The organism is Nonomuraea insulae, from assembly GCF_042656245.1.
In genome coordinates this window covers 299,224-322,080 of the sequence record NZ_JBHSPA010000027.1, presented here as the reverse complement: position 1 = coordinate 322,080, position 22,857 = coordinate 299,224, and the positions used below count along the sequence as shown (strand labels likewise).

Genomic DNA, 22,857 nt, shown 5'->3' with positions numbered 1-22,857 from the left:
CCGGACGAGCAGAGCCAGTTTCTGAGACGCCCACACATTACCGCTCTCGTGCCTCTGAGCTCCCTTCTTCCCGCGGATTCGCCCCGCCTGTCCGGCGAGGACGACGCGCACACGCGCCTGCTGGAGGAGAAGGTGCCGGAGCTCCCGCCGATCCTGGTCAACAGGCGGACGATGCAGGTGATCGACGGTATGCACCGGCTGCGCGCGGCGAAGCTGGCCGGCCTGATGGAGATCCAGGTCGAGTTCGTCGACGTGGACCAGCGGGAGGCGTTCCTGCTGGCCGTTAAAGCCAATACCGATCACGGTCTGCCTCTGTCGCTCTGTGACCGGGAGGCGGCCGCCGCGCGCATCATCTCGTGGTACCCGCAGTGGGCGGATCGGGCTATCGCCGCTCAGGTGGGCCTGGCGCCGGGCACGGTCACCGAGATCCGCCGCCGTTCAACTGACCAATCCGGACACTCGAACGTGCGCATCGGCCGCGACGGCAGGATCCGGCCCATCAGCACCGCGGCGGCGCGGCAGCAGGCGTGGGAAATCCTTGACAACCGGCCCAACGTTTCTTTACGGGAGGTTGCCAGGATGGTGGGCCTGTCGCTCGGCACCGTGCACGACGTGCGCGAGCGGATGCGGCAGGGGCGCAGTCCCGTGCCGGACAGGGAGTCGGCCAAGCTGGAGCGGGCGGGCGGCCAGTGCGACTCGCGCATGACTCCGTCGCGGCGGCGCACCTGCCCCGGTGAGCCGATCGGCTGGTGGCGGATCCGGACGAAGTTGTCGGAGGACCCCACGCTCCGCTACACGGAATGGGGTCGCAGGCTGCTGCGCTGGTTCGACACCCGGGTGCCTCGCGACGACGAGTGGAGCAAGATCATCGAGGGGATCCCCCCGCACTGGGTGGACTCGATCGTACGGGCGGCGTACGCCTGCGGCGACGAGTGGCACGAGTTCGCCCTCACGCTCGACCAGCGCAGGCAGAACGACCTCGACCACGAGGACCTGGCCCAAGGAGAGTGAGCGGGATGACGCGAGTGGCCTTCCTCTTCCCCGGACAGGGCTCCCAGAAGGTGGGCATGGGCCTGGACTTCGTCCAGCGCTATCCGGAGCTGGAGCGGCGCTGGTTCGGCGCGGCCGACGACATCCTCGGCCTGCCCCTGTCGCGTCTGTGCTTCGAGGGCCCCGAGGACGAGCTGGTGCGGACGGAGAACACCCAGCCCGCCGTCTTCGTGGTGAGCATGGCGATCATTGACGTCCTGCGTGCCGGAGGCATGCAGCCCGAGGCGGTGGCCGGGCACAGCCTGGGCGAGTACGCGGCGCTCACCTGCGCGGGCGTCCTCGGCTTCGCCGAGGCGCTGCGGCTGGTCCGGCTGCGCGGCGAGCTCATGGCGGGGGTGAACGAGAGCACCCCCGGCACGATGGCGGCGATCATCGGGCTCTCCCCCGGGCGCGTCGAGGAGTTGTGCGAGCAGGTCAGCGGTAAGCACGGCGGAGTCGTCGAGCCGGCGAACTACAACGAGCCGGAGCAGACGGTCATCTCGGGAGAGGCGGAGCCGGTGGCCGCGGCGGCGGAGCTGGCCCGGGGCGCGGGCGCGCGCGTGGTGCCGCTGCGGGTGGGAGCGCCGTTCCACTGTAGCCTCATGAGCCCGCTCATAGAGGAGTTCGGCGCGGCCATGGACGCGGTGCCGTTCGCCGATCCGGCGATCCCGGTGGTGGCGAACGTGACCGGCGACTACGTGCGTACGGGCGCCGCCGCCAAGGAGGCACTGCGGCGCCAGGTGTCGGGGGCCGTCAGGTGGACCGAGACCATGCGACTGCTGGCGCACGACGGCTACGACACGTTCGTGGAGGCCGGCCCGGGGCGGGTGCTGACGGGTTTCGCCATGAAGATCGTTCCTGAGCTGCCGGTGCACAGCGCCGGGCAGGCGCGGCGACTGGACCGCCTGCTGGGCTGAGCTTGACCGCCCGCAGGGGCTGAGCTCGACCGCCCGCAGGGGCTGAGCTTGACCGCCGCAGGGGCTGAGCGCGCCGCGAATTCCGGCCGTCCGGGAGCATTTCACCGGACGGCCATTTCGCCATGTCCGGCGAAATTTCCGGCGTTTTCCGAGAGATAGCCGTATTCGTGCGCATTGTGCGATTCTCGACCAGCAACCAGGGTGTCATAGTCGCAGGAGCGAAGCATGACCAAGGCAGAAATCAACGACGCCGTCCACACGGCGGTAGCGGAGGCGCTCGGCCTGGACGACGACGAGGTGACCACGGAGTCCACGCTGATGGACGAGCTGGGCGCCGAGTCCATCGACCTGCTCGACATCCTCTTCCGTATCGAACGCTCCATCGGCGTGAAGATTCAGGCGGCGGATCTGTCGGACTACGTGCAGGGCGGAATTCCGGACGAGGAATTCGGCGACGAGAACGAGATTATTACCGCCAAGGGCCTGGCTCATCTCAAAAAGGTGATGCCGCAACTCGACATCGAGGAACTGGCCGGAAAACTCGCGGCCGAACAGGTCATGGGTCATTTCACCGTGGAGAACCTGGTGACGCTCGTGGCCGGCCGGACGGTCGCCGCGGTCTGACCCCCGGGGAGGGCAGATGGATCTCAAAGGCCGGGTCGCGCTGGTCACCGGGGCATCCCGGGGCATCGGCCGCGCCACCGCGCTGTGCCTGGCGCGGGCGGGCGCCGCCGTCGGCGTCAACTACCGCTCCCAGCAGGAGCTGGCCGAGGAGGTGGTGCGCGAGATCGAGGCCGGAAGGGGCCGGGCGGTCGCCATCCAGGGCGACGTCTCCGACTACGAGCAGGCGCAGGCCGTGGTCGCCAAGACCGTGGCCGAGCTCGACGGCCTGCACGTGCTCGTCAACAACGCGGGCATCGCCAGAGACGCGCTGATCTTCAACATGGAGCCCGAGGACTGGCTGCACGTCATGAAGGTCAACTTCGGCGCCGTCTTCAACTGCACCAAGGCCGCGCTCGGGCAGTTCACCGGGCAGCGCGACGGCGTCATCGTCAACGTGTCGTCGATGATGGGCGAGCGCGGCTGGACGGGCGAGTCGAACTACGCCGCCTCCAAGGGGGCGATCAACGCCTTCACCCGCTGCTGCGCGGTCGAGCTGGCCCGCTTCGGCGTCAGGGTGAACGCGGTGCTGCCCGGCTTCGCCCCCACCGACCTGGTGTCGGAGCTGCTGGCCAGGGACGGCGGCAAGAACATCAAGCGCCAGATCGTCCAGCGCGGCTTCGCCTCCGTCGAGGACGTGGCCGAGGCGGTGGCCTTCCTGGCCGGCCCGCGCTCGGGCCACATCACCGGCACGCTGCTGCCCGTGGACGGCGGCGTCGGGGCGCAACTGGCCCTCGGCCGGCCGAACTGGTGACGGTCATGACCACGGTGCGGATCGGCGTCGACCTGCTCGGCGTGGCACGCATGACCCGCCTGCTCGCGGATCATCCGGACAGCCTGCCCGAGCTCTTCACGCCCAGGGAAATGGCCTACTGCGGGCGCAAGCGCCACCGCGACCAGCACCTGGCGGGCCGTTTCGCGGCCAAGGAGGCGGTGCTGAAGTCCTTCGGCACCGGCCTCGGCCCGCGCATGCGGTGGACCGACGTGGAGATCGTCAACGGGGCGCTCGGCAAGCCGGACGTCAAACTGCACGGCGAGGTGGCCGACCGGGCCCGCCGCCGGGGCCTGGTCGGCATCGACCTGTCGCTGTCGCACTCGGCGGACCTGGTCGTGGCGGGCGCGGTGACCATCTGGGACGAGGAGGCCACAGGCGCCTCGGACGAGACGCCCGCCCACGCTTCCACCTCGGACGAGACGCCCGCCCACGCTTCCACCTCGGACGAGACGCCCGCCCACGCTTCCACCTCGGACGAGACGCCCGCCCACGCTTCCACCTCGGACGAGGAGGCCGCATGCGCTTCCATCTGATCGACCGCATCGATGAGTACGAGCAGCGCAAGCACGTACGGGCCCGCAAGCTGACCTCGGTCAGCGAGGACTTCTGGGCGGGCACGCCCCCGGTGATGCCCGCCCCGCTCGTGCTGGAGTCGCTCTGCCAGGCCGCCACGTGGCTGATCGTGGCCAGCACCGAGCAGCGCAAACGCGCCGCCCTGCTGCAGATCGGCCACGTCTCCTTCCTGGGGGACGTGCACCCGGGCGACGTCCTGGAACTCCAGGGCGAGGTGAGCGCCATGTCGGAGGAGATGGCGGTGCTGGCCGGGACGGCCCGGGTCGGAGAGCGTCTCATCCTCTCGGCCTCGGACATCATGTGCGCCCTCATCGACGCCGACGACCTCCAGGCCCCGGAGGAGACCGCCAGGCTGCGCCTGCAGCTCATGAGGGAAGGTGCCCGATGAACACCCGTGTCGCCGTCACCGGTCTCGGCGCCGTCACGCCCGTCGGCAACGACGTCGCCACCACGTGGACGTCGCTGGTCGAGGGGCGCAGCGGCGTCGGGCCGATCACGACCTTCGACGCCGGGACGTTCCCGGTCAGGATCGCGGCCCAGGTCAAGGACTTCGATCTGGGGCCGTACGCGCCGGACTCCCATTTCGCCCGGCACCTGAGCCGGGCGGCGGGCTTCGGGTTCGCCGCGGCGGACCAGGCGATCCGGCAGGCGGGAGCGCTGGACGTGTACGCGCCCGAGGAGCGCGGCATCGCGATGGGCGCCAGCGCGGGCCGGCCGGAGGAGCAGGAACTGCTCCAGGTCATGACGGCCTACCAGCGGGGTCACGAGGTGATCCCGCAGGCGCCGACGAGCCTGCTGCGCCGTCAGCAGAACGTCGCGTCCGCGGCGATCGCCCACCGGTGGCGGCTGCTCGGGCCCATGATCGGGGTGAGCACCGCGTGCTCGGCCTCCACGCACGCGATCGGCGAGGCGTACCGGCAGATCCAGGAGGGCGACGCCCGGCTCATGGTGGCCGGGGGTTACGACTCCCTGACGACCTGGCTGGACGTGCTCGGGTTCACGCTGCTCGGGGCGCTCGCGGCCGGCTACGACGACGAGCCCGCGCGGGCCTCGCGGCCCTTCGACCGGGACCGGTCCGGGTTCGTGCTCGGCGAGGGCGCCGTCGCCCTGGTGCTGGAGGACCTCCAGGGGGCGCGAGCGCGGGGCGCGACGGTGCTGGCCGAACTCGTCGGGTACGGCTCCAGCCTGAACGCCTACCGGATCACCGACGCGCCGCCCGACGGCAGCGGCCCGATCCTGTCGATGGCCTCGGCGCTGGCGGACGCCGGACTGGGGCCGTCGGACATCGACTGCGTCGTGGCCCACGGCACGAGCACGCCGGGCAACGACGTGTGCGAGACCGTGGCGATCAAGGAGGTGCTCGGCCCGGACGCGTACCGGGTGGTGGTCAGCTCGCCGAAGTCGATGGCCGGGCACCTCACGGCCGCGTCCGGCGCGCTCAACGCGCTGGTCGGGGTGCTGGCGATCAGGACCGGCACCGTGCCGCCCACCATCAACCTGCACAACCCGGACCCCAAGCTCGACCTCGACTACGTCCCCGGCACCGCCCGCCGGACGCCGGTGCGGGCCGTGGTGGCCAACGCCTTCGCCTTCGGCGGCACCAACGGGACCCTCGTGTTGCGGGAGACCACATGAGCGGGCCGCTGATCGCGCTGGACCGGATCGTCTCGGTCGAACCGGGCAAGGGCGCCACGGGCGTGCGCAACATCCCGCAGACACTGACGATCTTCGACAGCCACTTCCCGCTCCGCCCGGTCCTGCCGGGCGTGCTCGTGCTGGGCAGCGCGGGCCTGCTGGCGGAGATCCTGCTCAAGGAGCAGACGGGCCGCGCCTGGCGGCTGGCGGGCGCCGACCGGGTCCGCTATCGGCACTTCATCCGGCCGGGAGACCAAATGGAGATCAGGGTCGATCTGGAGGAGCTGGACGAGCACCAGGCGCGCCTGTCGGCCGTGGTGACCGTCGAGGGCAGGACGATGACGACCGCCCGCGCGCTCCGGATGGTCCCGGATGGGGGTCTGACATGAGACGTGTTCTCGTCACCGGCGTCGGCCTGCTCACCGCGCTGGGCACCGGCGCCGAGGCGACCTGGCAGGCCCTGCTCGCCTCCCGCAGCGCGGTCGGCCGCGTACGCGGCTTCGACACCTCCTCGCTGCGCAGCCACCTCGGCGCGGAGATGAGCGATTTCGACCCCAAGGAGTTCATCGACCGGCGCTCGTTGCGCAAGATGACCCGCAACGAGCAGCTCGCGGTCAGCGGCGCGAGCCTCGCCGTCAGGGACGCCGGGCTGGCCGACGGCCTGGACGGCGAGCGCACGGCGCTCTTCACCGGCAGCAGCAAAGAGGTCTCCGACCTGGCCAAACTGGTGGACGCGGTGGTGGCGGCCGGCGACGAGTCCGGCCGCTTCTCGGTCACCAAGGTCGGCGAGAGCGTCTCCGGCTTCCACCCGCTCTTCTACGTGGAGGGCCTGCAGGGCGCGTCCCTGTTCTACATCTCCGCCGCCTTCGGCCTGAAGGGCGCCAACACCTACTTCGCCGGGACCAGCGAGGCCGGCATGAACGCCATCGGCCGGGGCTTCCGCGCGGTGCGCAGGGGCGAGGCCGACGTCGCGATCGCCGGCGGCTTCGACGACCCGGTGTGGTGGTGGGGCATGTCCTCGCTCGACTCCGTCGGCGTGCTCACCGGCCGCGACGACCTGGGCGAGGAGGCCTTCCGCCCGTACGACCGCGACGCCACCGGCGCCGTGCTCGGCGAAGGGGCCGCGTTCCTGCTGCTGGAGGAGTACGAGGCCGCCCGCCGGCGCGGCGCGACCGTCTACGCCGAGGTCACCGGGTACGGCATGGCCGCCGACGCCCACCGTCTGCTGACCCCGCACCCGGAGGGCCGCGGCCTGGCCACCGCCATCCGCAACGCGCTCCGCGACGCCCGCCTCAACCCCGAGGACATCTCGTACGTCGCCAGCCACGGCACCGCCTCGCCCCTGGGCGACCTGAGCGAGGCCAGGGCCCTGCGCGCCGTGTTCGCCGCCGACCCGCCGATGGCCAGCAGCGTCAAGCCCGCCACCGGGCACCTCGTGGGCGGCGCCGGCGCGCTCAACGCCGCCGTGGCCGCCCTCGCCGTACGGCACCAGGCCGTTCCCCCCACACTCAACCTGGAGAGCCAGCGCCCCGGCTGCGAGTTCGACTGGGTGCCGGGCAAGGCCCGCGAGCTGCCGGTACTCGGCGCGGTCGCGGTCGCCAGGGGGTTCGAGGGCCAGAACGCCGCGCTCGTCCTACGACCGGTCTAGAACGAAGGAGCCACCACGATGCCGCCCGCAGCTGACGCGCAGCACGTCCGAGTGGCCGTCACGAGCCTCGGAGCGATCACTGCGCAGGGCCCGACGGTCGCCGATCTCTGGGAGGGAACCAGACGGGGCCACGTCGCCATCAGGCCGGTACGCCACCTGCCGATGGACGGCTACCGCACCCGGCTGGCCGGTGAGGTCGCGGAGCCGCCCAAGCCCGACGTGGACGTCGGCTACCCGGCCGGATGGCGCGACCGGGCGCTCGACTTCCTCCTGACCGCGGCCCAGGAGGTCCTGGCCGCCGCGCCGGCCGTACGCGAGGCGGTGGCGCCGGAACGGTTCGGGATCGTGGTGGGCACCTGCAACGCCGGGCTGATCAGCGGCGAGCACTGGTACCGGGCGCGGATGGCCGGGGAGCCCGCCGATCCGCGGCTGGCGCTGTTCGTGCCGCCGCAGGCGCTGGCGGAGGCGCTGGCCGGCGCGTACGACGTGCGGGGTCCTGTGTTGTCCATCGACACGGCCTGCGCCGCCGGGGCGAACGCCATCGGGTACGCCGCCGACCTGATCCGGCTGGGGCTGGCCGACGCCGTGCTCACCGGGGGGACCGACGCGCTGTCCGGCGTGCTGGTCGCCGGGTTCAACTCGCTGGAGTCGCTCTCGCCCGAGCCCGCGGCGCCGTACTCGCGGGATCGTCTGGGGCTCTCCCTGGGCGAGGGCAGCGGCATGTTGCTGCTGGTACGCGCGGACCTGACGCGCGCGCTCGGCCTGCCGACGCTGGCCGAGGTGGCGGGCTACGGCCTGTCGGCCGACGGCTACCACGCCACGGCGCCGCATCCGGAGGGCAAGGGCGCGGCGCGGGCGATCAGGGCGGCGCTGCGCTCGGCCGGGGTACGGCCAGAGGAGGTCCGCTACGTCAACAGCCACGGCACCGGCACCAGCAAGAACGACCCCGCCGAGACCAAGGCCACCAAGCTCGGCCTGGGCGACGCCGTCAAGGGCGCGCTGCTGAGCAGCACCAAGTCCATGATCGGGCACCTGCTCGGCGCGGCCGGCGCCGTGGAGGGCATCGTGACGGTCAAGGCGCTGGAGGAGCAGCTCGCGCCGCCGACGGCCAACTTCACCGAGCCCGACGGCGAATGCGACCTCGACTACGTGCCCAACGTGGCCAGGCCGCTGGAGATGAGCGTGGCGATCTCCAACAACTTCGCCTTCGGCGGGGCCAACGCGACGATCGTGCTCACCCGGCGGCGTACGGAACCGCCTCCCGCGCCCGATCTCGACCGGGTCGTCGTCACCGGCCTGTCGGCGCTCACCGCGGCGGGCGCCGGCCTGGACGGCCTGTGGGCGTCCTTCGCCGAGGGCCGCTCGTACGCGGACTCCGACCGGCTGTGCCGCGCCGACGTGGACGTCAATGACTTCCTGCCCGCCAAGCAGCGGCGGCGGATGGACCGGCTCGGCATGTTCGCGGTGATCGCCACCAGGCTCGCCCTGGCCGACGCCGCCCTGCCGATCGTCGACGGCAACCGCGAACGCGTCGGCGTGATCTTCGGCACCGGGATCGGGCCCATGGAGTCGATGGAGCGTTTCGCCCGGCCGCTGTTCGAGGAGGGCCCGCGGGCCGCCAACCCGGCCGTCTTCCCCAACACCGTGTACAACGCCGCCGGCGGCCAGGTCGCCATGCACCTCGGCGCGGTCGGCCCCGCCTCCACCGTCACCACCGGCCACGCCGCCTCCGCCGGCGCCCTGATCTACGCCCGTGACCTGGTGGCCGGGGACCGGGCGGACGCGATGGTGGCCGTCGGGGCCGACACTCTCACCGACACGGTGGCCGAGGCGTATCGCGGCCTGGGCGTCCTGTCGCCCGGGAGCGGCTTCGCGCTGGCCGAGGCGGGCGTCGCCGTCGTGCTCGAACGGCTCGGCCACGCCACCGCCAGAGGAGCCCGCACCTACGGGGAGCTGCTCGGGTACGGCATCGCCTCCGACGGCCGCGGCGCCGGCCGCTGGGACCCGGCGGGCGGCGGCATGGAACGCGCGATCACCATGGCGCTCGACCGCGCCGGGCTGGCGGCGGCCTCCGTCGGCGGCGTCTGGTCCAGCGCGGCCGGGCTGCGCTCGGCGGACGAGGCCGAGTCCGCGGCCATCAGGCGGGTCTTCGGCGAACACGCCAAGGTGTACGCGCCCAAACTGCTGCTCGGCGAGCCCATGGGGGCTGGCGGAGCGCTCAACGCCGTGCTGGCCGCGATGAGCCTGCGACGCGGGCACTCCACCGGCCCCGCCCTGATCACCAGCTCCTCTCTCGGCGGCACGCATGTCGCCATCCTGTTGAAGGAGATATGAAATGACGCAGCCACTTCGCCGGGTCGATGTCGTGAGCAGCGGTTCGTACCTGCCAGGGGAGCCGATCGGCAACGAGGAGATGGAGCGCCTGGTCGGCCCCCTGCCCCCCGACGTGCTGGAGGGGCTGCAGGTCACCTCCCGCCACTGGGTGGTGGACCTGGCCACCGGCGAGCACCGGGAGGGCAACTGCGACCTGGCCCACCACGCGGCCGCGCAGGCGCTGGAGCGGGCCGGGATCGAGCCGGAGGAGGTGGACCTGCTGATCACCTCGACGGCCAGCCCCGACTACCTGCTGCCGCCCATGGCCACCTTCCTTCAGGAGCGGCTGGGCCTGCGCGCGTGCACGTCGCTGGAGCTGCGCTCGGGCTGCGCCGGGTTCGTCGAGGCCATGGACATCGCCCGCCTCTATCTGGAGCGGGGTCTCATGCGGACCGCCGTCGTGGTCGGCAGCGAGGTCATCTCGCCGCTGCTGGTCCCCGTGTTCAGGGGCAAGGATCCCGCCCGCATCCGCATGCGCGACCGGATGAACCCCTACAACTTCGGCGACGGGGCCGGAGCGCTCGTCCTGCGGGCCTCCGACGGCGACCCGGTGAGCGGCGACGGCGACATTCTGAGCGGCGTCCAGGGCGGGATCCTGGGCGGCGCGGTGGCGTGCGTCGGCGGCGAGCGAGCGCCAGGGATGCGGATCGTCGGCGCCGGCGGCACCCACGCGCCGCTGCACCGCCAGATCGCCGCCAAACGGCTCATCGACCTGGAGGTCGACATCGTCGAGTCCGGGCGTTTCACCCCCCACGTCATCATGGAGGCCCTGGCCGCCACCCTGGACAAGGCCCACGCCAAGACCGTCGACCTGTGCGTGCTGCCGGAGGGCAACGCGGGCTACATCACCGAGGAGCTGGAGAAGGCCGGGCTGCTCACGCCCGAGTGGCTGGCGCTGCGGCCGAAGATCTTCGAGAACCTGGCGCTGGTCGGCGCGACCGGCTCGGCGGCGGTGCCGCTGGCCATGGACCACGCCTGGCTGACGGGCGCGGTCGAGCCCGGCCACGTCGTCATGCTGCTGGCCATCGAGACCAGCAAGTGGAAGTACGGCGGCATCGTCTTCACCTGGTCGGCGGCCCCCGCGTCACAGGGCCTCTCGTGAGCCCACAACGTGGCGGGGGTTCGCGGCCGGCCGAGCACACCCTCGACAACGGGGGCATCGCCCTGAACTATGCCGAAATTTCCGGCGACGGGCCTGATCTGCTGATGTTGCATGGTCTGGGCGCACGCTGGCAGGTCTTCGCCCCCCTCTTCCCCGGCCTGCGCGACCACGCCAACCTCTGGGCGATGGACTTCAGGGGCCACGGCACCTCGGGCCGGACCCCCGGCGCGTACCGGCTGGAGGACTACTGCGACGACGCCCTCGCGCTGCTCCGCAGGACGCGCACCCCGTCGATCGTCTACGGCCACTCGCTGGGCGGCTGGGTGGCGCTGTCGCTCGCCGCGGAGCACCCCGACCTCGTACGGGCCGTCATCGTCGCCGACTCGGCCGTCTTCCCCGAGCACATCGACCCCGACCTGGCCGTCTCCTACCTGTCCGACCTCCCCCTCGCCCTGCGCTCGGTGGCCAAGTCGCTCAGGCAGCTCGACCCCGACGTGATGGCGCACTTCAGGGACGGCAGGCTGACGGAGAACTACCGGCCGACGACCCTGCTGCCCCGCGTCACCTGCCCGGCGCTGCTGATCCAGGGCGACCCCGGCCGCGGCGCGCTCATGACCGACGCCGACGTACGGCAGGCCATGGTGCTGCTCCCCCGCGGCAGGCACGTGAAGTTCACCAGCCTCGGCCACGGCCTGCACGTGGAGGACGCCGGCGGCGTGCTGGAAACCGTGCTCAGGTTCCTCAAAGCCCTGTGAAAGCACCGAAAAAGACTGTGACCAGCGCCGGGAACGGCGCTGGTCACAGGAAGAAACGCCCAACCTACTTCGGAACCTTGCCGAGGGCCTGCAACACCTTGAGCACCCCCAGCCTGTTGAGCCAGAAGATCAGGCGGGGGTTGTCCGGGATCGCGCCGAGTTGCCCGAGCATCTGCAGGAGATCCTCCCGGATGCGGACCTCCGCGATCTTCCCGTCCCGCAGGTCGTAGACCGCGATCCCCGACTGCCTGATCGGCTTGCCGGTCGCCTTCACCGGCCCGAGCCGCCCCTTCTGGACGCCGGTCAGCAGGAAGCGCACGGCAACCTGGTCGCCCTCGGCCACGATCTCCTCGGCCGCGAAGGACATGTCGGGGAACGCGCCGACCATGTCCATGATCTTCTTCTCCAGGATGGCCAGGCCGTGCACCGGCTCGGCCATCTCGGGGTGGTCGAGGATCTGGTCGGGCCGGCAGAACTCGGGGATCTTCGTGAAGTCGCGGGCGTTCTGGACCTCGTCCATGAACCTGCGTACGACCAGCTTGTTGCGGTCCTGAGGCGTCATCGTCATCTCTCTCACCCCGCCAGCACAGGGACGAGCGCGAGCTGCTCCAGGAGCTTGCGGCGGTCCCACTCGTACCACTGCTCGGCGATCAGGCCGTAGGAGAACCTGGAGAAGGCCACGCATTCGAGGCTCATCGGGCGGCCGGTGGGCCGCACGCCTCCCCACGAGCCGGTGTGCTGCCCGCTCATGGTGAACTCGGTGACGACCAGCTCACCCTCGCCGAGCTGGCCGCGCACCGAGATCTTGAGCCCGGGAAATCCGGTGTGATAGCTCCGTACGAGCGCCTCGAAGGCGGCACGGCCGCGGATGTCACGGGCGCCTGGTGCGTGACAGGCGAAGCCGTCGCCCACGAGCTGGTCCACGACGTCGTAGCGGCACTCACCCCAGAGCTCCTCGAAGCAGCGCAGGGTCGTCGCCTTCATCTTCGCCAACGTCACGTCACTCACCGTTCCTTCTGTCATCGATCACTGGGCGGGCGGGCGACCGGGCCTCTTCACCACGCCGAGCTGCTGGAGCAGCCCCATCACGTCGAACTCGCCCCAGTCGGAGACGACCTGGCCGTCGATGACGCGTGTGATCGCGATGCCGGACAGGCTGACCTCCTGGCCCGTGGCCGGGATGCCCAGCCAGGTGCCCTTGTGCGTGCCCCGCCCGGTGAAGCGCGTCGCGCAGCGCGAGCCCTCCGCGTACTGGGCGTGGATCTCCAGCGTCATGTCGGGCACGCCGTCCCGCCAGCCGCCGACCAGCGCTTTGACTCCTTCGGGGCCGCGGGTGAGCCCGTTGCCCGGGGCGTGGCCGATGAAGTTCGGCGCGAACAGCTCGTCGGCCGCCTCCAGCCGGCCCTCGGTCCACAGCTCCTGGTAGAAGCGCCGTACGACGGCCTTGGTCTCCTCCGCGGTGCCGCTGTCGACGAGCTGCTTCTGGGCGGCCCAGGCGGCGTCGGTGTCCTCGGGCGGTCCTGAGCGCGGCGGGGAGGGGATGATGCCGAGCTGCATCATCATTCCGGCGGCGTCCCAGCAGGTCCACGTCTCGGCGACCTGCTTGCCGTCGATCCGGTTGATCGTGATGCCCGACACGGCGCCGCGCTTGCCGGTGTTGGGGATGCCCATGAACTCCTTGCCCTGGGTGCCGACCGCGACGTGCCGGGAGGCGACGAAGTCGCCCTCGGCGATCTGCTCCTCGACCGTGACGTGCATGTCGGGGAACCCGTCGAGCCAGCGGGCGATGGTGGCCTTGGCCTCCTCCCGCGCCGCGGTGCCCGAACCACCCAGCGAGGTGTTCTGCCACAGGGCGTTGAGCTGGAAGTCGTCGGTGTAGAGCGTGTCCATGTAGGCGAAGTTGCCCTTGTTCCACACTTCCGCGAAGAAGCCGCGGACGATCTCCTTGTTCTCCTCTGAGGTGCCCATTTAGGGGTGTCCTTCCTGGATGCCTGCCGCACGCCCGATGAGGCCGTCGAACGCCGGCCGCCGGCCCGGCGCGGTGAGCTGCTCGATGTCGTGCCTGCTGCGCAGTTCGGCCAGGGCGTGCAGCCTGCCGCTGCGCATGTAGTCGGCGAGCTGGTGGAAGTAACGCTCGTGACCGGCCGGGGTCACTTGGAAGAGCACTCGGGCGACGCCCGGTCCCGGGTTGGAGAAGGCGTGCGGGCAGCCCCGTGGCACGTACATGAAGCTGCCTGGGCCGCCGCGCACCACCTTTCTGCCGCCGGCCGACTCCCAGTCCTGCCAGTCGCCCGAGGTCCGCACGCGTGGCTCGAACGCGAGGAGGTCGAGCTCTCCTTCGAGGACGAAGAAGAGCTCTTCCGCTCCGCGATGCACATGAGCGCCCACGTCGAAGCCCGGTCCGATGACGGTTTCGAACATCGAGACGGCGGCGCCGTCCCTGGTCCCCACCTTGATCGTGATGCCCATCCGGCCCGGCCCTACCTGCTCGCCACCGCCGGGCGGAAGCACGAATCCATCGGCCACCTGAAGGTCCTCTCTCCGCGGCTCAGGCGCTCGGAGCCGTCTTCACGGCCGGGAGCACGACCTGCTCGGTACGCCTGCGCCCCGCCGGAGCGCCGACGACGACCAGGAGCGAGATCGCCAGCCAGACCAGCATGACCGCGACGGGGCCCAGGGCCGCGCCCGCGTCGTAGTAGACGACGTCGCGCAGCGCCGTGGCCGCGGCCCCGGGCGGCATGCCCTGCGACATCCACGCGAAGCCCGCGGGCAGGAAACTCGCGGGACCGGCGCCGCCGCTCACCGCCGTGCCCAGGATGAGCGCGATGATCGTCGACACCGCCACGCCGATGTCTCCGAGCAGCGTGGTCACCCCCATCGTGAAGGCGGCGACCGAGGCGGCCAGCAGCGCCATGACGGCCATCACCCCCAGCGGGTTACCGGGCACCGCTCCGACCAGGCCCTGAGCGACCGCCGAGGAGATGGCCCCGAGCAGCACCGAGAAGATGGCCAGTGCCAGCAGCTTCCTGCCCAGCGACAGGAACCGGCGGAAGCCGTGCATGGTCTGCCCGAACAGGAAGGCTCCCAGCGTCACGCCGAAGAGCACGTAGAACACCGAGATGCCGTTCGGGTCCTGGGGTGAGATCGGCACGACGTCCTGGACCTCCAGGGCGGCCTGTCCCGACAACTTCTGGAAGAACGCGGTAAGGGTTCTGTTCTCGACCGGGCCGCGGGCGCCGGCGACGATCAGCCGGTGCTGGGTTCCCTCGACCACGTACGCCGCGTCGATCTCGCCGCTCATCACCTGCTCTTTGGCCTGTCCGGCGTCGTTGAGCGCGTGCGGCGCGATGGCGTCGCCCGCCTCCAGAGTCCGTACGACGTCCGCGGAGCCCACCACGCCCACCGGCACGTGATTCGGCGCCGGGTGGTGAAGCGCGAGCAGAAAGATCACGAGGAACGCCGTGCCGATGAGAATTCCGGTGACTATCGGCTGGGCGAAAGCGAGCCCGGGCGGTGGCCCGGGAGGCCCGCTCATTCCCCCATTCGTCCTCTCATCCGTCATGTTTCCTCCCTTTGCATGGGTCGGCCATGTCGGTTGACTGTAGGCGAACGGCGAAAAGACATATAGAAGTTCAAATCGCGGCGCGCGAAATTGCGTTATGCCGCGGGCGGGAAGTCCGGATGGTCGAACGCGATGGCCGGACGCCCGCTGAGCCGCAGCGCGAGTTGCGCCGTGTGGGCGCCGGAGACCAGGGCCCGCAGGGACCCCGTGCCGGGCTGCGTCCAGTGGCCCGACAGGAGCAGCCCCTCGACGGGCGTGACGTGTGGTGACCGCTTTCCGCCCGTCTGGCTGGGGATGTTCTCCCAGCCGTACGCGGCGCCGTCCCGGTTCCTGGAATGGCGCTGGAGCGCGGGCGGACCGGCCGTCTCCAGGTAGGTGATCGACTCGCGCAGGCCGGGGAAGACCGGCTCGAACGCGTCCAGTACCTGGTCGGTGTAGGCGTCGATCTCGCCTTTCCACGGCCTGCCGATGTCGTACGGGGCCAGGCAGTGCACGATGAGCAGGTGCTGACCATCGGGTGCGAGCGACGGCGAGGCCATGGTCGGGACGGTGCCGTACATGCCGCTGGGCCGGCCCGCCAGCAGGTCCTCGTACGAGCGGTCGTGGTCGAGGTGGAGCGGGCGGAAGACCTCGTGCGCCGCGCCCAGTGCGGGCAGGTCGAGGGTGGTGGCCACGAACACGATCACGCCCGAGGGCGACGGCTTCATCCGGCGCAGCCGCTTCATGAACCCGCCGGGCATGTGCTCCGCGCCGACCAGCTCCTCGAAGGTGGTGGTGGCGTCCGCGTTGGAGATCACGGTGCCCGCCCTGACCAGGTCTCCCCCGTCCAGCTCGACGCCGGCGGCGCGGCCGTTCTCGATCGGGATCCCGGTGACGGAGCGGTTCAGCACCAGCTCGCCGCCCGCCCGCGACATGCCCTCCAGCAGCGCGTCGGCCAGCGACTGGAACCCGCCCTCGGGGTAGAAACAACCCTCCAGGTAGACGTTGAGCACGGTGGAGAAGGTGACGAAGTCCAGCCGCGACGGCGGCGAGCCCAGGTACGGCCACGACACGCTCACCACGGCCTTGACCAGCGGATCGTCGAAGTACGCGTCCAGCACCTCACCGGTCGTGGACCGGATGTGCTCGAACAGCACGGGGAAGCGGCGGGCCGCCTCGTCCAGCCCGGACAGGCCGATCTGGGGCGGCAGTTCGTGGGCCTGCTTGTGCAGGGTACGGCAGAGGGCGAAGAACTCCCGCAGCTTGCCCGCGTACCGGGGGAAGCGCTCGCAGTGGACCTCGGTGAACGCCTCCAGCCCGAACGGCGTCTCGATCTCGTAGTCCGGGAAGACCGCCCGGTAGTTGGACTCCAGGGGCACGAAGCGGCAGCGCTCGCGTACCCCCAGCCAGTCGAGCAGGGCGGCGGGCAGCGCGTGGTCGTGCCCCTGCGGGAACACCGACATCGCCGGGTCGAACGTGTACGGCCCGCGCTTGAACGCGTGCGCGTACCCGCCCACCCCGCTGCTCTGCTCCACGACCAGCACCTTCCTGCCCGCCCTGGCCAGACAGGCGGCGGCGCTCAGCCCGCCGATGCCGGCGCCGACGACCACCACGTCGTAGGCGGTGTCGCGAGGGTGTTGGGGGGCGTGTTCTTGCATGGTCGCTACCTCCCGCATTTGTGTGGTTGTATGCAGGGGACGATGCTCGCACGAGACGCGGATATATATCATTCCCACCGGCCGATATTCTTCTTGATAGCAACTGGTCGCCTTTCCGTCGGCTATTGAGCTAATGGTGCAGAAATCGTGGTAGAGAATTCTCAGCCACGCGGTCCCGCATTGGCCGTCGTCATGTTCACCGACATTGTCGGCTCGACCATGGTGCGCGCCGAGTTGGGGGAGGAAGCGGGCGAAGAACAGCGACGGGCGCATGATCGGCTCGTCCGCGAGGCGGTCCACGCCCATGGGGGCACGGTCGTCAAGGGGCTCGGCGACGGCGCGATGGCCGTGTTCGCCGGAGCCTCGGAGGCGCTGGAGGCGGCGGTCGCCGTGCAGCGCAGCGCCTTACGCGTCAGCCAGCAGGAGAGCCAGCCGGCCCCCATGCAGCTCCGGATCGGCGTCAGCGTCGGCGAGGTGATGTGGGAGCAGGACGACTGTTTCGGCACGGCGGTGATCGAGGCCTCGCGGTTGTGCTCCGCCGCCGGCGCCGGGCAGATCCTGGCCTGCGACCTGGTGCGCGTGCTGACCGGCGGCCGGCTCGGCCCGCTGTTCACCTCGGTGGGCGCGCTGGAGCTGAAGGGCCTGGCCAAGCCGCTGGAGACGGTCGAGGTGGCCTGGCGCTCCGAGGTCGGGCACGCCATCGCGCCGTTGCCCGCGGGGCTGGCGCGCGAGGACCGGCTGCCGCTGGTCGGCCGGGAGGCCGAGCGCACGTTGCTGACGGGCGAGTGGAAGCGGGTCAGCACCGGCGAGCGCCGGGCGCAGGGCGGTGGCGGACGCATCGTGCTGGTGTCGGGCGAGCCGGGCGTCGGCAAGACCAGGCTCGTACGCGAGGTCGCCGGCGAGGTCCACAACGCCGGGGCGATCGTGCTGTTCGGTCAGTGCGACGAGGAGATGGGCATCGCCTATCACCCTTTCGTGGAGGCACTCGGCGAGTTCGTGGCCGCCTGCGACGACGACCAGCTCCGCTCCCTGACCGGGCCGTTGAGCGGCGAGCTGGCCAAGCTCGTGCCGACGCTGCCCGACCGGGTGCCCGGCCTGGCGCCACCGTTGCGGGCCGAGCCGGAGACCGAACGCTACCGGTTGTTCGAGTCCGTGGTTGACTTGTTCGCCGCGATGTCGACAATCGCCCCCGTACTCCTCGCGCTGGACGACCTGCACTGGGCGGACGCGCAGACGCTGCTCCTGCTGCGCCACCTGCTGCGCTCCAACGAGCCGATGCGCCTGCTCGTGCTCGGCACGTTCAGGGACACCGACATCGACCGCCGCCACCAGCTCATGCACCTGCTGCCCGACCTGCGCAGGGCGGGGCGTGGCACCCGGCTGCCGCTGACCGGGCTGGAGGAGGAGGACGTGGCGGCGATGGTGGCCGCGGCGGCGGCGCGCGAGCTGGACAGCGAAGAGCTGGAGTTCGCCCACCACCTGCACGCCGAGACCGGTGGCCATCCCTTCTGCGTCGAGGAGGTGCTGCTGCACTTCGTCGAGACGGGCACGCTGCTGCGCGAGGGCGGGCGCTGGGCCTCGACCAAGGCCCGCCGCGAGCTGGGCATCCCCGAGGGCGTGCGGGAGGTGGTCGGCCAGCGGCTGGGGCGGCTGCCCCACAGCGTCCGCGAGGTGCTGGAGCGGGCCTCGGTGATCGGCCAGCAGTTCGACGTGCAACTCCTCGCCGCGGTGGTCGACGGCGGGATGGGGCCGGTCATCGAGGCCCTGGAGTCCGCCGAGGCGGCCCGGCTGATCACGGCCGTGCCGGGGCAGGGCGAGCGCTACCGGTTCGGCCACACGCTGATCCGCTCCTGCATCTACCAGGACCTGCCCACCACCCGGCGGAGCTGGCTGCACAGGACCGCCGGGCTGGCGCTCGAACAGCAGACCGGCAACGGCACCCGGCTGGCGGAGCTGGCGATCCACTTCGGGGAGGCCGCGGGCGTCGGCGAGGCCGACCGGGCCGTCGCGTACGCGCGGCAGGCCGGCGACCTGGCGATGGGGAAGATGGCGTTCGAGCAGGCCGCCGCGCACTACGGGCGGGCGCTGGCCGCGCTCGAACTGTCGGCGGGCCGCAGCTCCGCCCTGGTCTGCGACCTGCAACTGGCCCAGGCCGCCGCGCTCAACGGCATCGGCGCCGACCAGTTCAGGGACGTGGCCTTCGCCGCCGCCGACACCGCCCGCTCGATTCCCGACACCGACCGCCTGGCCAGCGCGGCCCTGCTGCTCGTGCACTTCGGGCCGTCGAGCCCGGTGATCAACGGCCGCGAGATCCTGCTGCTGGAGGAGGCGCTGGAACGGCTGAGCACCGCCGACAGCCCCGCGCGGGCCCGGCTGCTGGCCGGGCTCGCCGCCGCCTACGGCTCGGGACGCTCGCAGCGGGCCGTCCTCTACAGCCGGCAGGCGGTCGACATGGCCAGGCGGCTGGGCGACCCCATGGTGCTGGCCAGGGTCCTGGCCAGCCAGCACACGGCGATGGCCGGGCCCGACACCTCAGAGGAGGCGCTGGAGGTCGCCCGCGAGCTGGTCACACTCGGCGAACGGCTCGGCGACCCGGAGACCAGGTTCGCCGGGCACATCTCCTGCTACACCAGCCTGGTCGCGGTGTGCGACATCGACGCCGCCGACCAGGCGCTCGACGCGGGCGACGCCCTCGCCCGCGAGCTGCGTCAGCCGATCTTCGCCTTCCACGTCCTGCGCCTGCGCACCGCCCAGGCGCTGCTGGCCGGGCGGGTCGCCGAGGGCGAGCACCTGGCGAACGCGATGCGGCAGAAGGGGCACGACACCAGCATCCCGCCGACGATCCTGGACGCCATGCTCGCCGGGTGCCGGTTCCTGGCCAGGGAGCAGCAGGGGCGGCTCGCCGAGCTGGAGCCCGAGGTGGCGCAGCTCGTGTCCAACCAGCCGGGCTGGCAGTTCATGCGGATCGTGCACGCGCACCTGAAGTGCCTGACGGGGCGGCAGGCGGCCGCGCGGCCGCTCATGGACCAGCTCAAGGCGGACGCGTTCGCGGGCATCACGCATGACGAGCTGTGGTTCGAGACCATGGTGCATCTGGCCGCGATCTCGTACGAGCTGGCGGACGAGGAGGCGGCGGCCTCGTTGTACGCGTTGCTGGCGCCGTACACGCGGCACAACATGTTCACCGGCATGGGCTGCTTCGGGCCGGTCGATCGGGTGCTCGCCCTGCTGGCCACCGCCATGGGCCGGCACGGCGACGCCGAGCGGCACTTCCGCGTCGCCCTCGACATGAGCCGCCGCCTGCGGGCCCCCGGCTGGGCCGCGTACGTGTCGTGTTACTGGGCGAAGCTGCTCACGCGGCTGAACCGCCCGGGCGACCGCCAACGCGGCCAGGAACTGGCCGCTCAGGCCCTGACCGACGCCACCAGCCTGGGCCTGACCGGGCTGGCCGCCGACCTGCGCGAACTATCCCGATGATCCTTTACGGCAAAGCCGCCGGCACCCCACCCGCCGCCCATGGCCGAGGACCTTCCAGGAGGACGCTCCTGACTCCCGCACATGGCCGGCCGCCGCAACGGCGCCCCGTGGGCCGTTCACGTGGCGACATGTAGGCCATTCAACGCCTCGGCCGGACATCAAAAGACCGCGCCCCTCCCACTCCCGCCAGAGAGCGGCGGGAAGAGGAGGAGCGCGGGCCTTTGGTCGTCCGGGGATCAGACGGGCTGGGGCGGGGAGGGCACGGCGGGCTCGCCCTGGCCGCCGAGCCGCCTGCGGGCGGTCTCGCGCCGGCCGAGCGCCGGCCCGAGCTCCATCACGGTGCCCAGACCGAAGGCGGGCATGTTGTCGTAAATGGCCTCGTACCTACCCGGATCGACGAGATAAGACTCGTGCCAGATACCAAATGTGCCGTCGTTCCCGACCATTTGGTTGTACTGCCGCCAGACATGCACGTGCGGATCGCTCGACTGGCGGGCGAATCGCTCCAGATCCTCGAACGACCGCCAGTACTGCACCATTCCGATGCCCCGCCAGTAAACGATCTGCTGCCCGCCGAGAAACCCCTTCTCGGGGTTCTTCAGCAGCATACGCAGCATGCGGACGAACGAGATGGCGCCGAAGGTCCATTTGCGTAACGAGAAGAACTTGTTGATTCGCATGCCTATCATGAACACGACGTACGGCTCGTCGGTATAGGCGGCGAAACGTCCGGGGAAAACCGGGGAAGCCACGACGGGAAACACCTCCACGACCATCGGGGAAATTCAGGTTAAAACCGAGCGGGCTGGAATGCCAGCCGCTCAGAACCGCGCTTTCTCGAGCCCGGCCCGATAGTCGGCGAGGTCGAGTTCGCGGCGCGCCACCCCGTCGCGCATCGCGGCCGCGGCCACGGCGGTGGCGACCTCGGGCAGCAGCCGCCGGTCGAACGGCTTGGGGATGAGGTAGCCGGGCCCCCACGCCAGCCCGTCGCCGTCGAACCCGGCCTCCGCCGTGATCGGCCGCCTGGCCAGGCGCGCGATGGCCCAGGTGGCGGCCAGCTTCATCCCCTCGGTGATCGCGCGGGCCCGGGTGTCGAGCGCGCCGCGGAACACGTAGGGAAAGGCCAGGACGTTGTTGACCTGGTTGGGGTGGTCGCTGCGCCCGGTGGCCACGATGGCGTCCGGCCTGGTCGCCCCGGCCGTCCGCGGGTCGATCTCCGGGATCGGGTTGGCCAGCGCGAACACCACGGGGTCGCGGGCCATGGTGCGCAACATCGCGGGCGTGAGGACGTTCCCCGCGCTCACCCCGATGAAGACGTCGGCGCCAACGACGGCCTCGCCCAGCGTCCGCAGGTCGCTGCTCACGGCGAATTCCCGCAGGTAGGCGGGCATGTCCCGGCCCGCGTGGACAACTCCGGACACGTCGGTGAGTATGAGGTTCCGCCGCGGCGCCCCGAGGGCGAGCAGGTATCCGGCCGTGGCGAAGCCGGCGGCTCCCGCGCCGGAGAAGACCACGCGGACCTGGTCGAGACGCTTTCCGGTCAGTTCCAGGGCGTTCAGCAGCGCCGCTCCCACGATGATCGCGGTGCCGTGCTGGTCGTCGTGCATGACGGGGATGTCCAGCCGCCGTACGCACTCCCGCTCGATCCAGAAGCAGTCGGGCGCGGCGATGTCCTCCAGGTTGATGCCGCCGAACGTCGGCGCGATCGCCACCACGGTGTCCACCAGCGCCTGGGCGTCGGTCTCGGCCACCTCCACGTCGAAGGCGTCGAGGTCGGCGAAGCGCTTGAACAGCACGGCCTTGCCCTCCATCACCGGCTTGGCGGCCAGCGCGCCGATGTCGCCCAGCCCGAGCACGGCGGTGCCGTTCGAGATCACCCCGACCAGCCCGCCCTTGCCGGTGTAGGCGTAGGCGGCCTCGGGGTCGTCGCGGATGGCCAGGCAGGGCTCGGCCACGCCGGGCGAGTAGGCCACGGACAGGTCCGCGGCCGTGGAGCTGGGCTTGGTCGAGATCACGGCGAGTTTCCCCGGCTTGCCGACCGTGTGGTACGCCAGCGCCCACCCCGCCAGCAGCTGCTTGCCGAGCTGCCGGTACTCATCCAGCAGCACCGCCAGCGACGCGTCCCCCCGCTCGCGCAGCTCCAGGTCGGCCCGCTGCATCCGGTGCAACGCCAGGCTCCCGAGCTGCTGGATGAGCTTCACCGCCGCGGGCTCGTGCCGCTGCACGAGCGGCTGGAGGCGTTCGCGGCTGATGGCGGCCAGCCGGGTGTCCTCCAGCGTGCGCACCGCGGCCACCCGCTCCGAGGCGTTGAACATCGCCATCTCGCCGAAGAACTCCCCCGGCGTCAGCTCGGCGGTCGTGTGGACACCGCGGACGACCGCCACCCGCCCCGACACGATCACGTAGATCCGGTCGCCCGACGAACCCTGGCCGAAGACCTCCTCGCCCGGCCCCAGATCCTCGACCTCGGCCAGCTCCGCGATCACCGCCACCTCGCGGTCGTCGAGAGCCTCCATGGCCGCGCACCGGCGCAGCCATTCCGGCCGGGCCCGTACCCCGGAGCTGTCCTGCCGCACTGTCTGGCTCATGGGCAGGACACTAACCAGGCGAGCTGCGGTGGGCCCGCCCTGTTCAGGTCGCCGCGCCTATGACCGCGCCGGGGCGGTCCGTAGGGTGTCCCTGCAAAACCGGCTTCCGGTGAAGGCGGAGGTTTG

21 protein-coding genes are annotated in these 22,857 nt (G+C 71.3%); 13 read left to right on the top strand and 8 right to left on the bottom strand.

The window, feature by feature from the left end; genetic code table 11:
* Positions 1–48 precede the first annotated feature (48 nt).
* The 12 genes from ACFPZ3_RS23805 (at position 49) to ACFPZ3_RS23750 (ending at position 11,467) form a co-directional block, all read left to right on the top strand.
* Positions 49–1,011 carry a ParB/RepB/Spo0J family partition protein gene (locus tag ACFPZ3_RS23805; protein WP_379516415.1) on the top strand — a complete coding sequence of 321 codons (963 nt, stop codon included), beginning with the start codon at positions 49–51 and terminating at the stop codon, positions 1,009–1,011.
* A 5-nt stretch (positions 1,012–1,016) separates the two neighbouring features.
* Entirely contained in the window at positions 1,017–1,946 is a 930-nt protein-coding gene (gene fabD / locus ACFPZ3_RS23800) for an ACP S-malonyltransferase (protein ID WP_379516414.1), read from the top strand.
* Positions 1,947–2,171: 225 nt separating this feature from the next.
* On the top strand, positions 2,172–2,570 hold the full coding sequence (locus ACFPZ3_RS23795; RefSeq protein WP_379516413.1) for an acyl carrier protein: 399 nt from the start codon (positions 2,172–2,174) through the stop codon (positions 2,568–2,570).
* Positions 2,571–2,586: 16 nt separating this feature from the next.
* A complete protein-coding gene (locus ACFPZ3_RS23790) occupies positions 2,587–3,360 on the top strand; it encodes an SDR family NAD(P)-dependent oxidoreductase (protein ID WP_379516412.1) in 774 nt (257 codons plus the stop codon).
* Positions 3,361–3,365: 5 nt separating this feature from the next.
* Entirely contained in the window at positions 3,366–3,914 is a 549-nt protein-coding gene (gene acpS / locus ACFPZ3_RS23785; protein WP_379516411.1) for a holo-ACP synthase, read from the top strand.
* On the top strand, positions 3,899–4,342 hold the full coding sequence (locus tag ACFPZ3_RS23780; RefSeq protein ID WP_379516410.1) for a hotdog family protein: 444 nt from the start codon (positions 3,899–3,901) through the stop codon (positions 4,340–4,342). The genes acpS and ACFPZ3_RS23780 overlap by 16 nt, the downstream gene beginning before the upstream one ends.
* A complete protein-coding gene (locus ACFPZ3_RS23775; RefSeq protein WP_379516409.1) occupies positions 4,339–5,589 on the top strand; it encodes a beta-ketoacyl-[acyl-carrier-protein] synthase family protein in 1,251 nt (416 codons plus the stop codon). The genes ACFPZ3_RS23780 and ACFPZ3_RS23775 overlap by 4 nt, the downstream gene beginning before the upstream one ends.
* On the top strand, positions 5,586–5,978 hold the full coding sequence (locus tag ACFPZ3_RS23770; RefSeq protein ID WP_379516408.1) for a 3-hydroxyacyl-ACP dehydratase FabZ family protein: 393 nt from the start codon (positions 5,586–5,588) through the stop codon (positions 5,976–5,978). The genes ACFPZ3_RS23775 and ACFPZ3_RS23770 overlap by 4 nt, the downstream gene beginning before the upstream one ends.
* Positions 5,975–7,237 carry a beta-ketoacyl-[acyl-carrier-protein] synthase family protein gene (locus tag ACFPZ3_RS23765; protein ID WP_379516407.1) on the top strand — a complete coding sequence of 421 codons (1,263 nt, stop codon included), beginning with the start codon at positions 5,975–5,977 and terminating at the stop codon, positions 7,235–7,237. The genes ACFPZ3_RS23770 and ACFPZ3_RS23765 overlap by 4 nt, the downstream gene beginning before the upstream one ends.
* Before the next feature lie 18 nt (positions 7,238–7,255).
* A complete protein-coding gene (locus tag ACFPZ3_RS23760; protein ID WP_379516406.1) occupies positions 7,256–9,571 on the top strand; it encodes a beta-ketoacyl synthase N-terminal-like domain-containing protein in 2,316 nt (771 codons plus the stop codon).
* A 1-nt stretch (position 9,572) separates the two neighbouring features.
* Entirely contained in the window at positions 9,573–10,712 is a 1,140-nt protein-coding gene (locus ACFPZ3_RS23755; RefSeq protein WP_379516405.1) for a 3-oxoacyl-ACP synthase III family protein, read from the top strand.
* A complete protein-coding gene (locus ACFPZ3_RS23750; RefSeq protein ID WP_379516404.1) occupies positions 10,709–11,467 on the top strand; it encodes an alpha/beta fold hydrolase in 759 nt (252 codons plus the stop codon). Before ACFPZ3_RS23755 ends, ACFPZ3_RS23750 begins: the two co-directional genes overlap by 4 nt.
* Positions 11,468–11,531: 64 nt before the next feature.
* On the opposite strand, the gene ACFPZ3_RS23745 is transcribed toward ACFPZ3_RS23750, so the two are convergent.
* From ACFPZ3_RS23745 to ACFPZ3_RS23720, 6 genes are all read right to left on the bottom strand, one after another.
* Complete coding sequence (locus tag ACFPZ3_RS23745) at positions 11,532–12,035, bottom strand: ester cyclase (protein ID WP_379516403.1); 504 nt, start codon at positions 12,033–12,035, stop codon at positions 11,532–11,534.
* A 5-nt stretch (positions 12,036–12,040) separates the two neighbouring features.
* Positions 12,041–12,451, bottom strand: a complete 411-nt coding sequence (locus ACFPZ3_RS23740) for an ester cyclase (RefSeq protein ID WP_379516402.1) — start codon at positions 12,449–12,451, stop codon at positions 12,041–12,043.
* 42 nt (positions 12,452–12,493) lie between these two features.
* Positions 12,494–13,435 carry an ester cyclase gene (locus tag ACFPZ3_RS23735; RefSeq protein ID WP_379516401.1) on the bottom strand — a complete coding sequence of 314 codons (942 nt, stop codon included), beginning with the start codon at positions 13,433–13,435 and terminating at the stop codon, positions 12,494–12,496.
* Complete coding sequence (locus ACFPZ3_RS23730) at positions 13,436–13,993, bottom strand: cupin domain-containing protein (RefSeq protein ID WP_379516400.1); 558 nt, start codon at positions 13,991–13,993, stop codon at positions 13,436–13,438.
* A 22-nt stretch (positions 13,994–14,015) separates the two neighbouring features.
* Positions 14,016–15,029 carry an ABC transporter permease gene (locus ACFPZ3_RS23725; protein WP_379516399.1) on the bottom strand — a complete coding sequence of 338 codons (1,014 nt, stop codon included), beginning with the start codon at positions 15,027–15,029 and terminating at the stop codon, positions 14,016–14,018.
* Positions 15,030–15,124: 95 nt separating this feature from the next.
* The gene (locus ACFPZ3_RS23720; protein WP_379516398.1) at positions 15,125–16,666 is read right to left on the bottom strand and encodes a phytoene desaturase family protein; all 1,542 of its coding nucleotides are present in this window, start codon (positions 16,664–16,666) and stop codon (positions 15,125–15,127) included.
* A 192-nt stretch (positions 16,667–16,858) separates the two neighbouring features.
* Between ACFPZ3_RS23720 and ACFPZ3_RS23715 the strand changes: the two genes are divergently transcribed.
* On the top strand, positions 16,859–20,143 hold the full coding sequence (locus tag ACFPZ3_RS23715; protein ID WP_379516397.1) for an ATP-binding protein: 3,285 nt from the start codon (positions 16,859–16,861) through the stop codon (positions 20,141–20,143).
* Between the two features lie 236 nt (positions 20,144–20,379).
* Here ACFPZ3_RS23715 and ACFPZ3_RS23710 read toward each other — a convergent pair whose 3' ends face one another.
* Positions 20,380–20,919: a DUF4188 domain-containing protein gene (locus tag ACFPZ3_RS23710; protein ID WP_379516396.1), complete on the bottom strand. Its 540-nt coding sequence runs from the start codon at positions 20,917–20,919 to the stop codon at positions 20,380–20,382.
* Between the two features lie 45 nt (positions 20,920–20,964).
* Positions 20,965–22,731 carry a cyclic nucleotide-binding domain-containing protein gene (locus ACFPZ3_RS23705; protein WP_465263566.1) on the bottom strand — a complete coding sequence of 589 codons (1,767 nt, stop codon included), beginning with the start codon at positions 22,729–22,731 and terminating at the stop codon, positions 20,965–20,967.
* Positions 22,732–22,857 lie beyond the last annotated feature (126 nt).

Coding starts and splice junctions, on each gene's coding strand:
- fabD (WP_379516414.1), top strand. CDS start 1,017: ATGACGCGAGTGGCCTTCCTCTTCCCCGGACAGGGCTCCCAGAAGGTG.
- ACFPZ3_RS23795 (WP_379516413.1), top strand. CDS start 2,172: ATGACCAAGGCAGAAATCAACGACGCCGTCCACACGGCGGTAGCGGAG.
- ACFPZ3_RS23790 (WP_379516412.1), top strand. CDS start 2,587: ATGGATCTCAAAGGCCGGGTCGCGCTGGTCACCGGGGCATCCCGGGGC.
- acpS (WP_379516411.1), top strand. CDS start 3,366: ATGACCACGGTGCGGATCGGCGTCGACCTGCTCGGCGTGGCACGCATG.
- ACFPZ3_RS23780 (WP_379516410.1), top strand. CDS start 3,899: ATGCGCTTCCATCTGATCGACCGCATCGATGAGTACGAGCAGCGCAAG.
- ACFPZ3_RS23775 (WP_379516409.1), top strand. CDS start 4,339: ATGAACACCCGTGTCGCCGTCACCGGTCTCGGCGCCGTCACGCCCGTC.
- ACFPZ3_RS23770 (WP_379516408.1), top strand. CDS start 5,586: ATGAGCGGGCCGCTGATCGCGCTGGACCGGATCGTCTCGGTCGAACCG.
- ACFPZ3_RS23765 (WP_379516407.1), top strand. CDS start 5,975: ATGAGACGTGTTCTCGTCACCGGCGTCGGCCTGCTCACCGCGCTGGGC.
- ACFPZ3_RS23760 (WP_379516406.1), top strand. CDS start 7,256: ATGCCGCCCGCAGCTGACGCGCAGCACGTCCGAGTGGCCGTCACGAGC.
- ACFPZ3_RS23755 (WP_379516405.1), top strand. CDS start 9,573: ATGACGCAGCCACTTCGCCGGGTCGATGTCGTGAGCAGCGGTTCGTAC.
- ACFPZ3_RS23745 (WP_379516403.1), bottom strand. CDS start 12,035: ATGACGATGACGCCTCAGGACCGCAACAAGCTGGTCGTACGCAGGTTC.
- ACFPZ3_RS23740 (WP_379516402.1), bottom strand. CDS start 12,451: ATGAAGGCGACGACCCTGCGCTGCTTCGAGGAGCTCTGGGGTGAGTGC.
- ACFPZ3_RS23735 (WP_379516401.1), bottom strand. CDS start 13,435: ATGGGCACCTCAGAGGAGAACAAGGAGATCGTCCGCGGCTTCTTCGCG.
- ACFPZ3_RS23725 (WP_379516399.1), bottom strand. CDS start 15,029: ATGACGGATGAGAGGACGAATGGGGGAATGAGCGGGCCTCCCGGGCCA.
- ACFPZ3_RS23720 (WP_379516398.1), bottom strand. CDS start 16,666: ATGCAAGAACACGCCCCCCAACACCCTCGCGACACCGCCTACGACGTG.
- ACFPZ3_RS23715 (WP_379516397.1), top strand. CDS start 16,859: ATGTTCACCGACATTGTCGGCTCGACCATGGTGCGCGCCGAGTTGGGG.
- ACFPZ3_RS23710 (WP_379516396.1), bottom strand. CDS start 20,919: ATGGTCGTGGAGGTGTTTCCCGTCGTGGCTTCCCCGGTTTTCCCCGGA.
- ACFPZ3_RS23705 (WP_465263566.1), bottom strand. CDS start 22,731: ATGAGCCAGACAGTGCGGCAGGACAGCTCCGGGGTACGGGCCCGGCCG.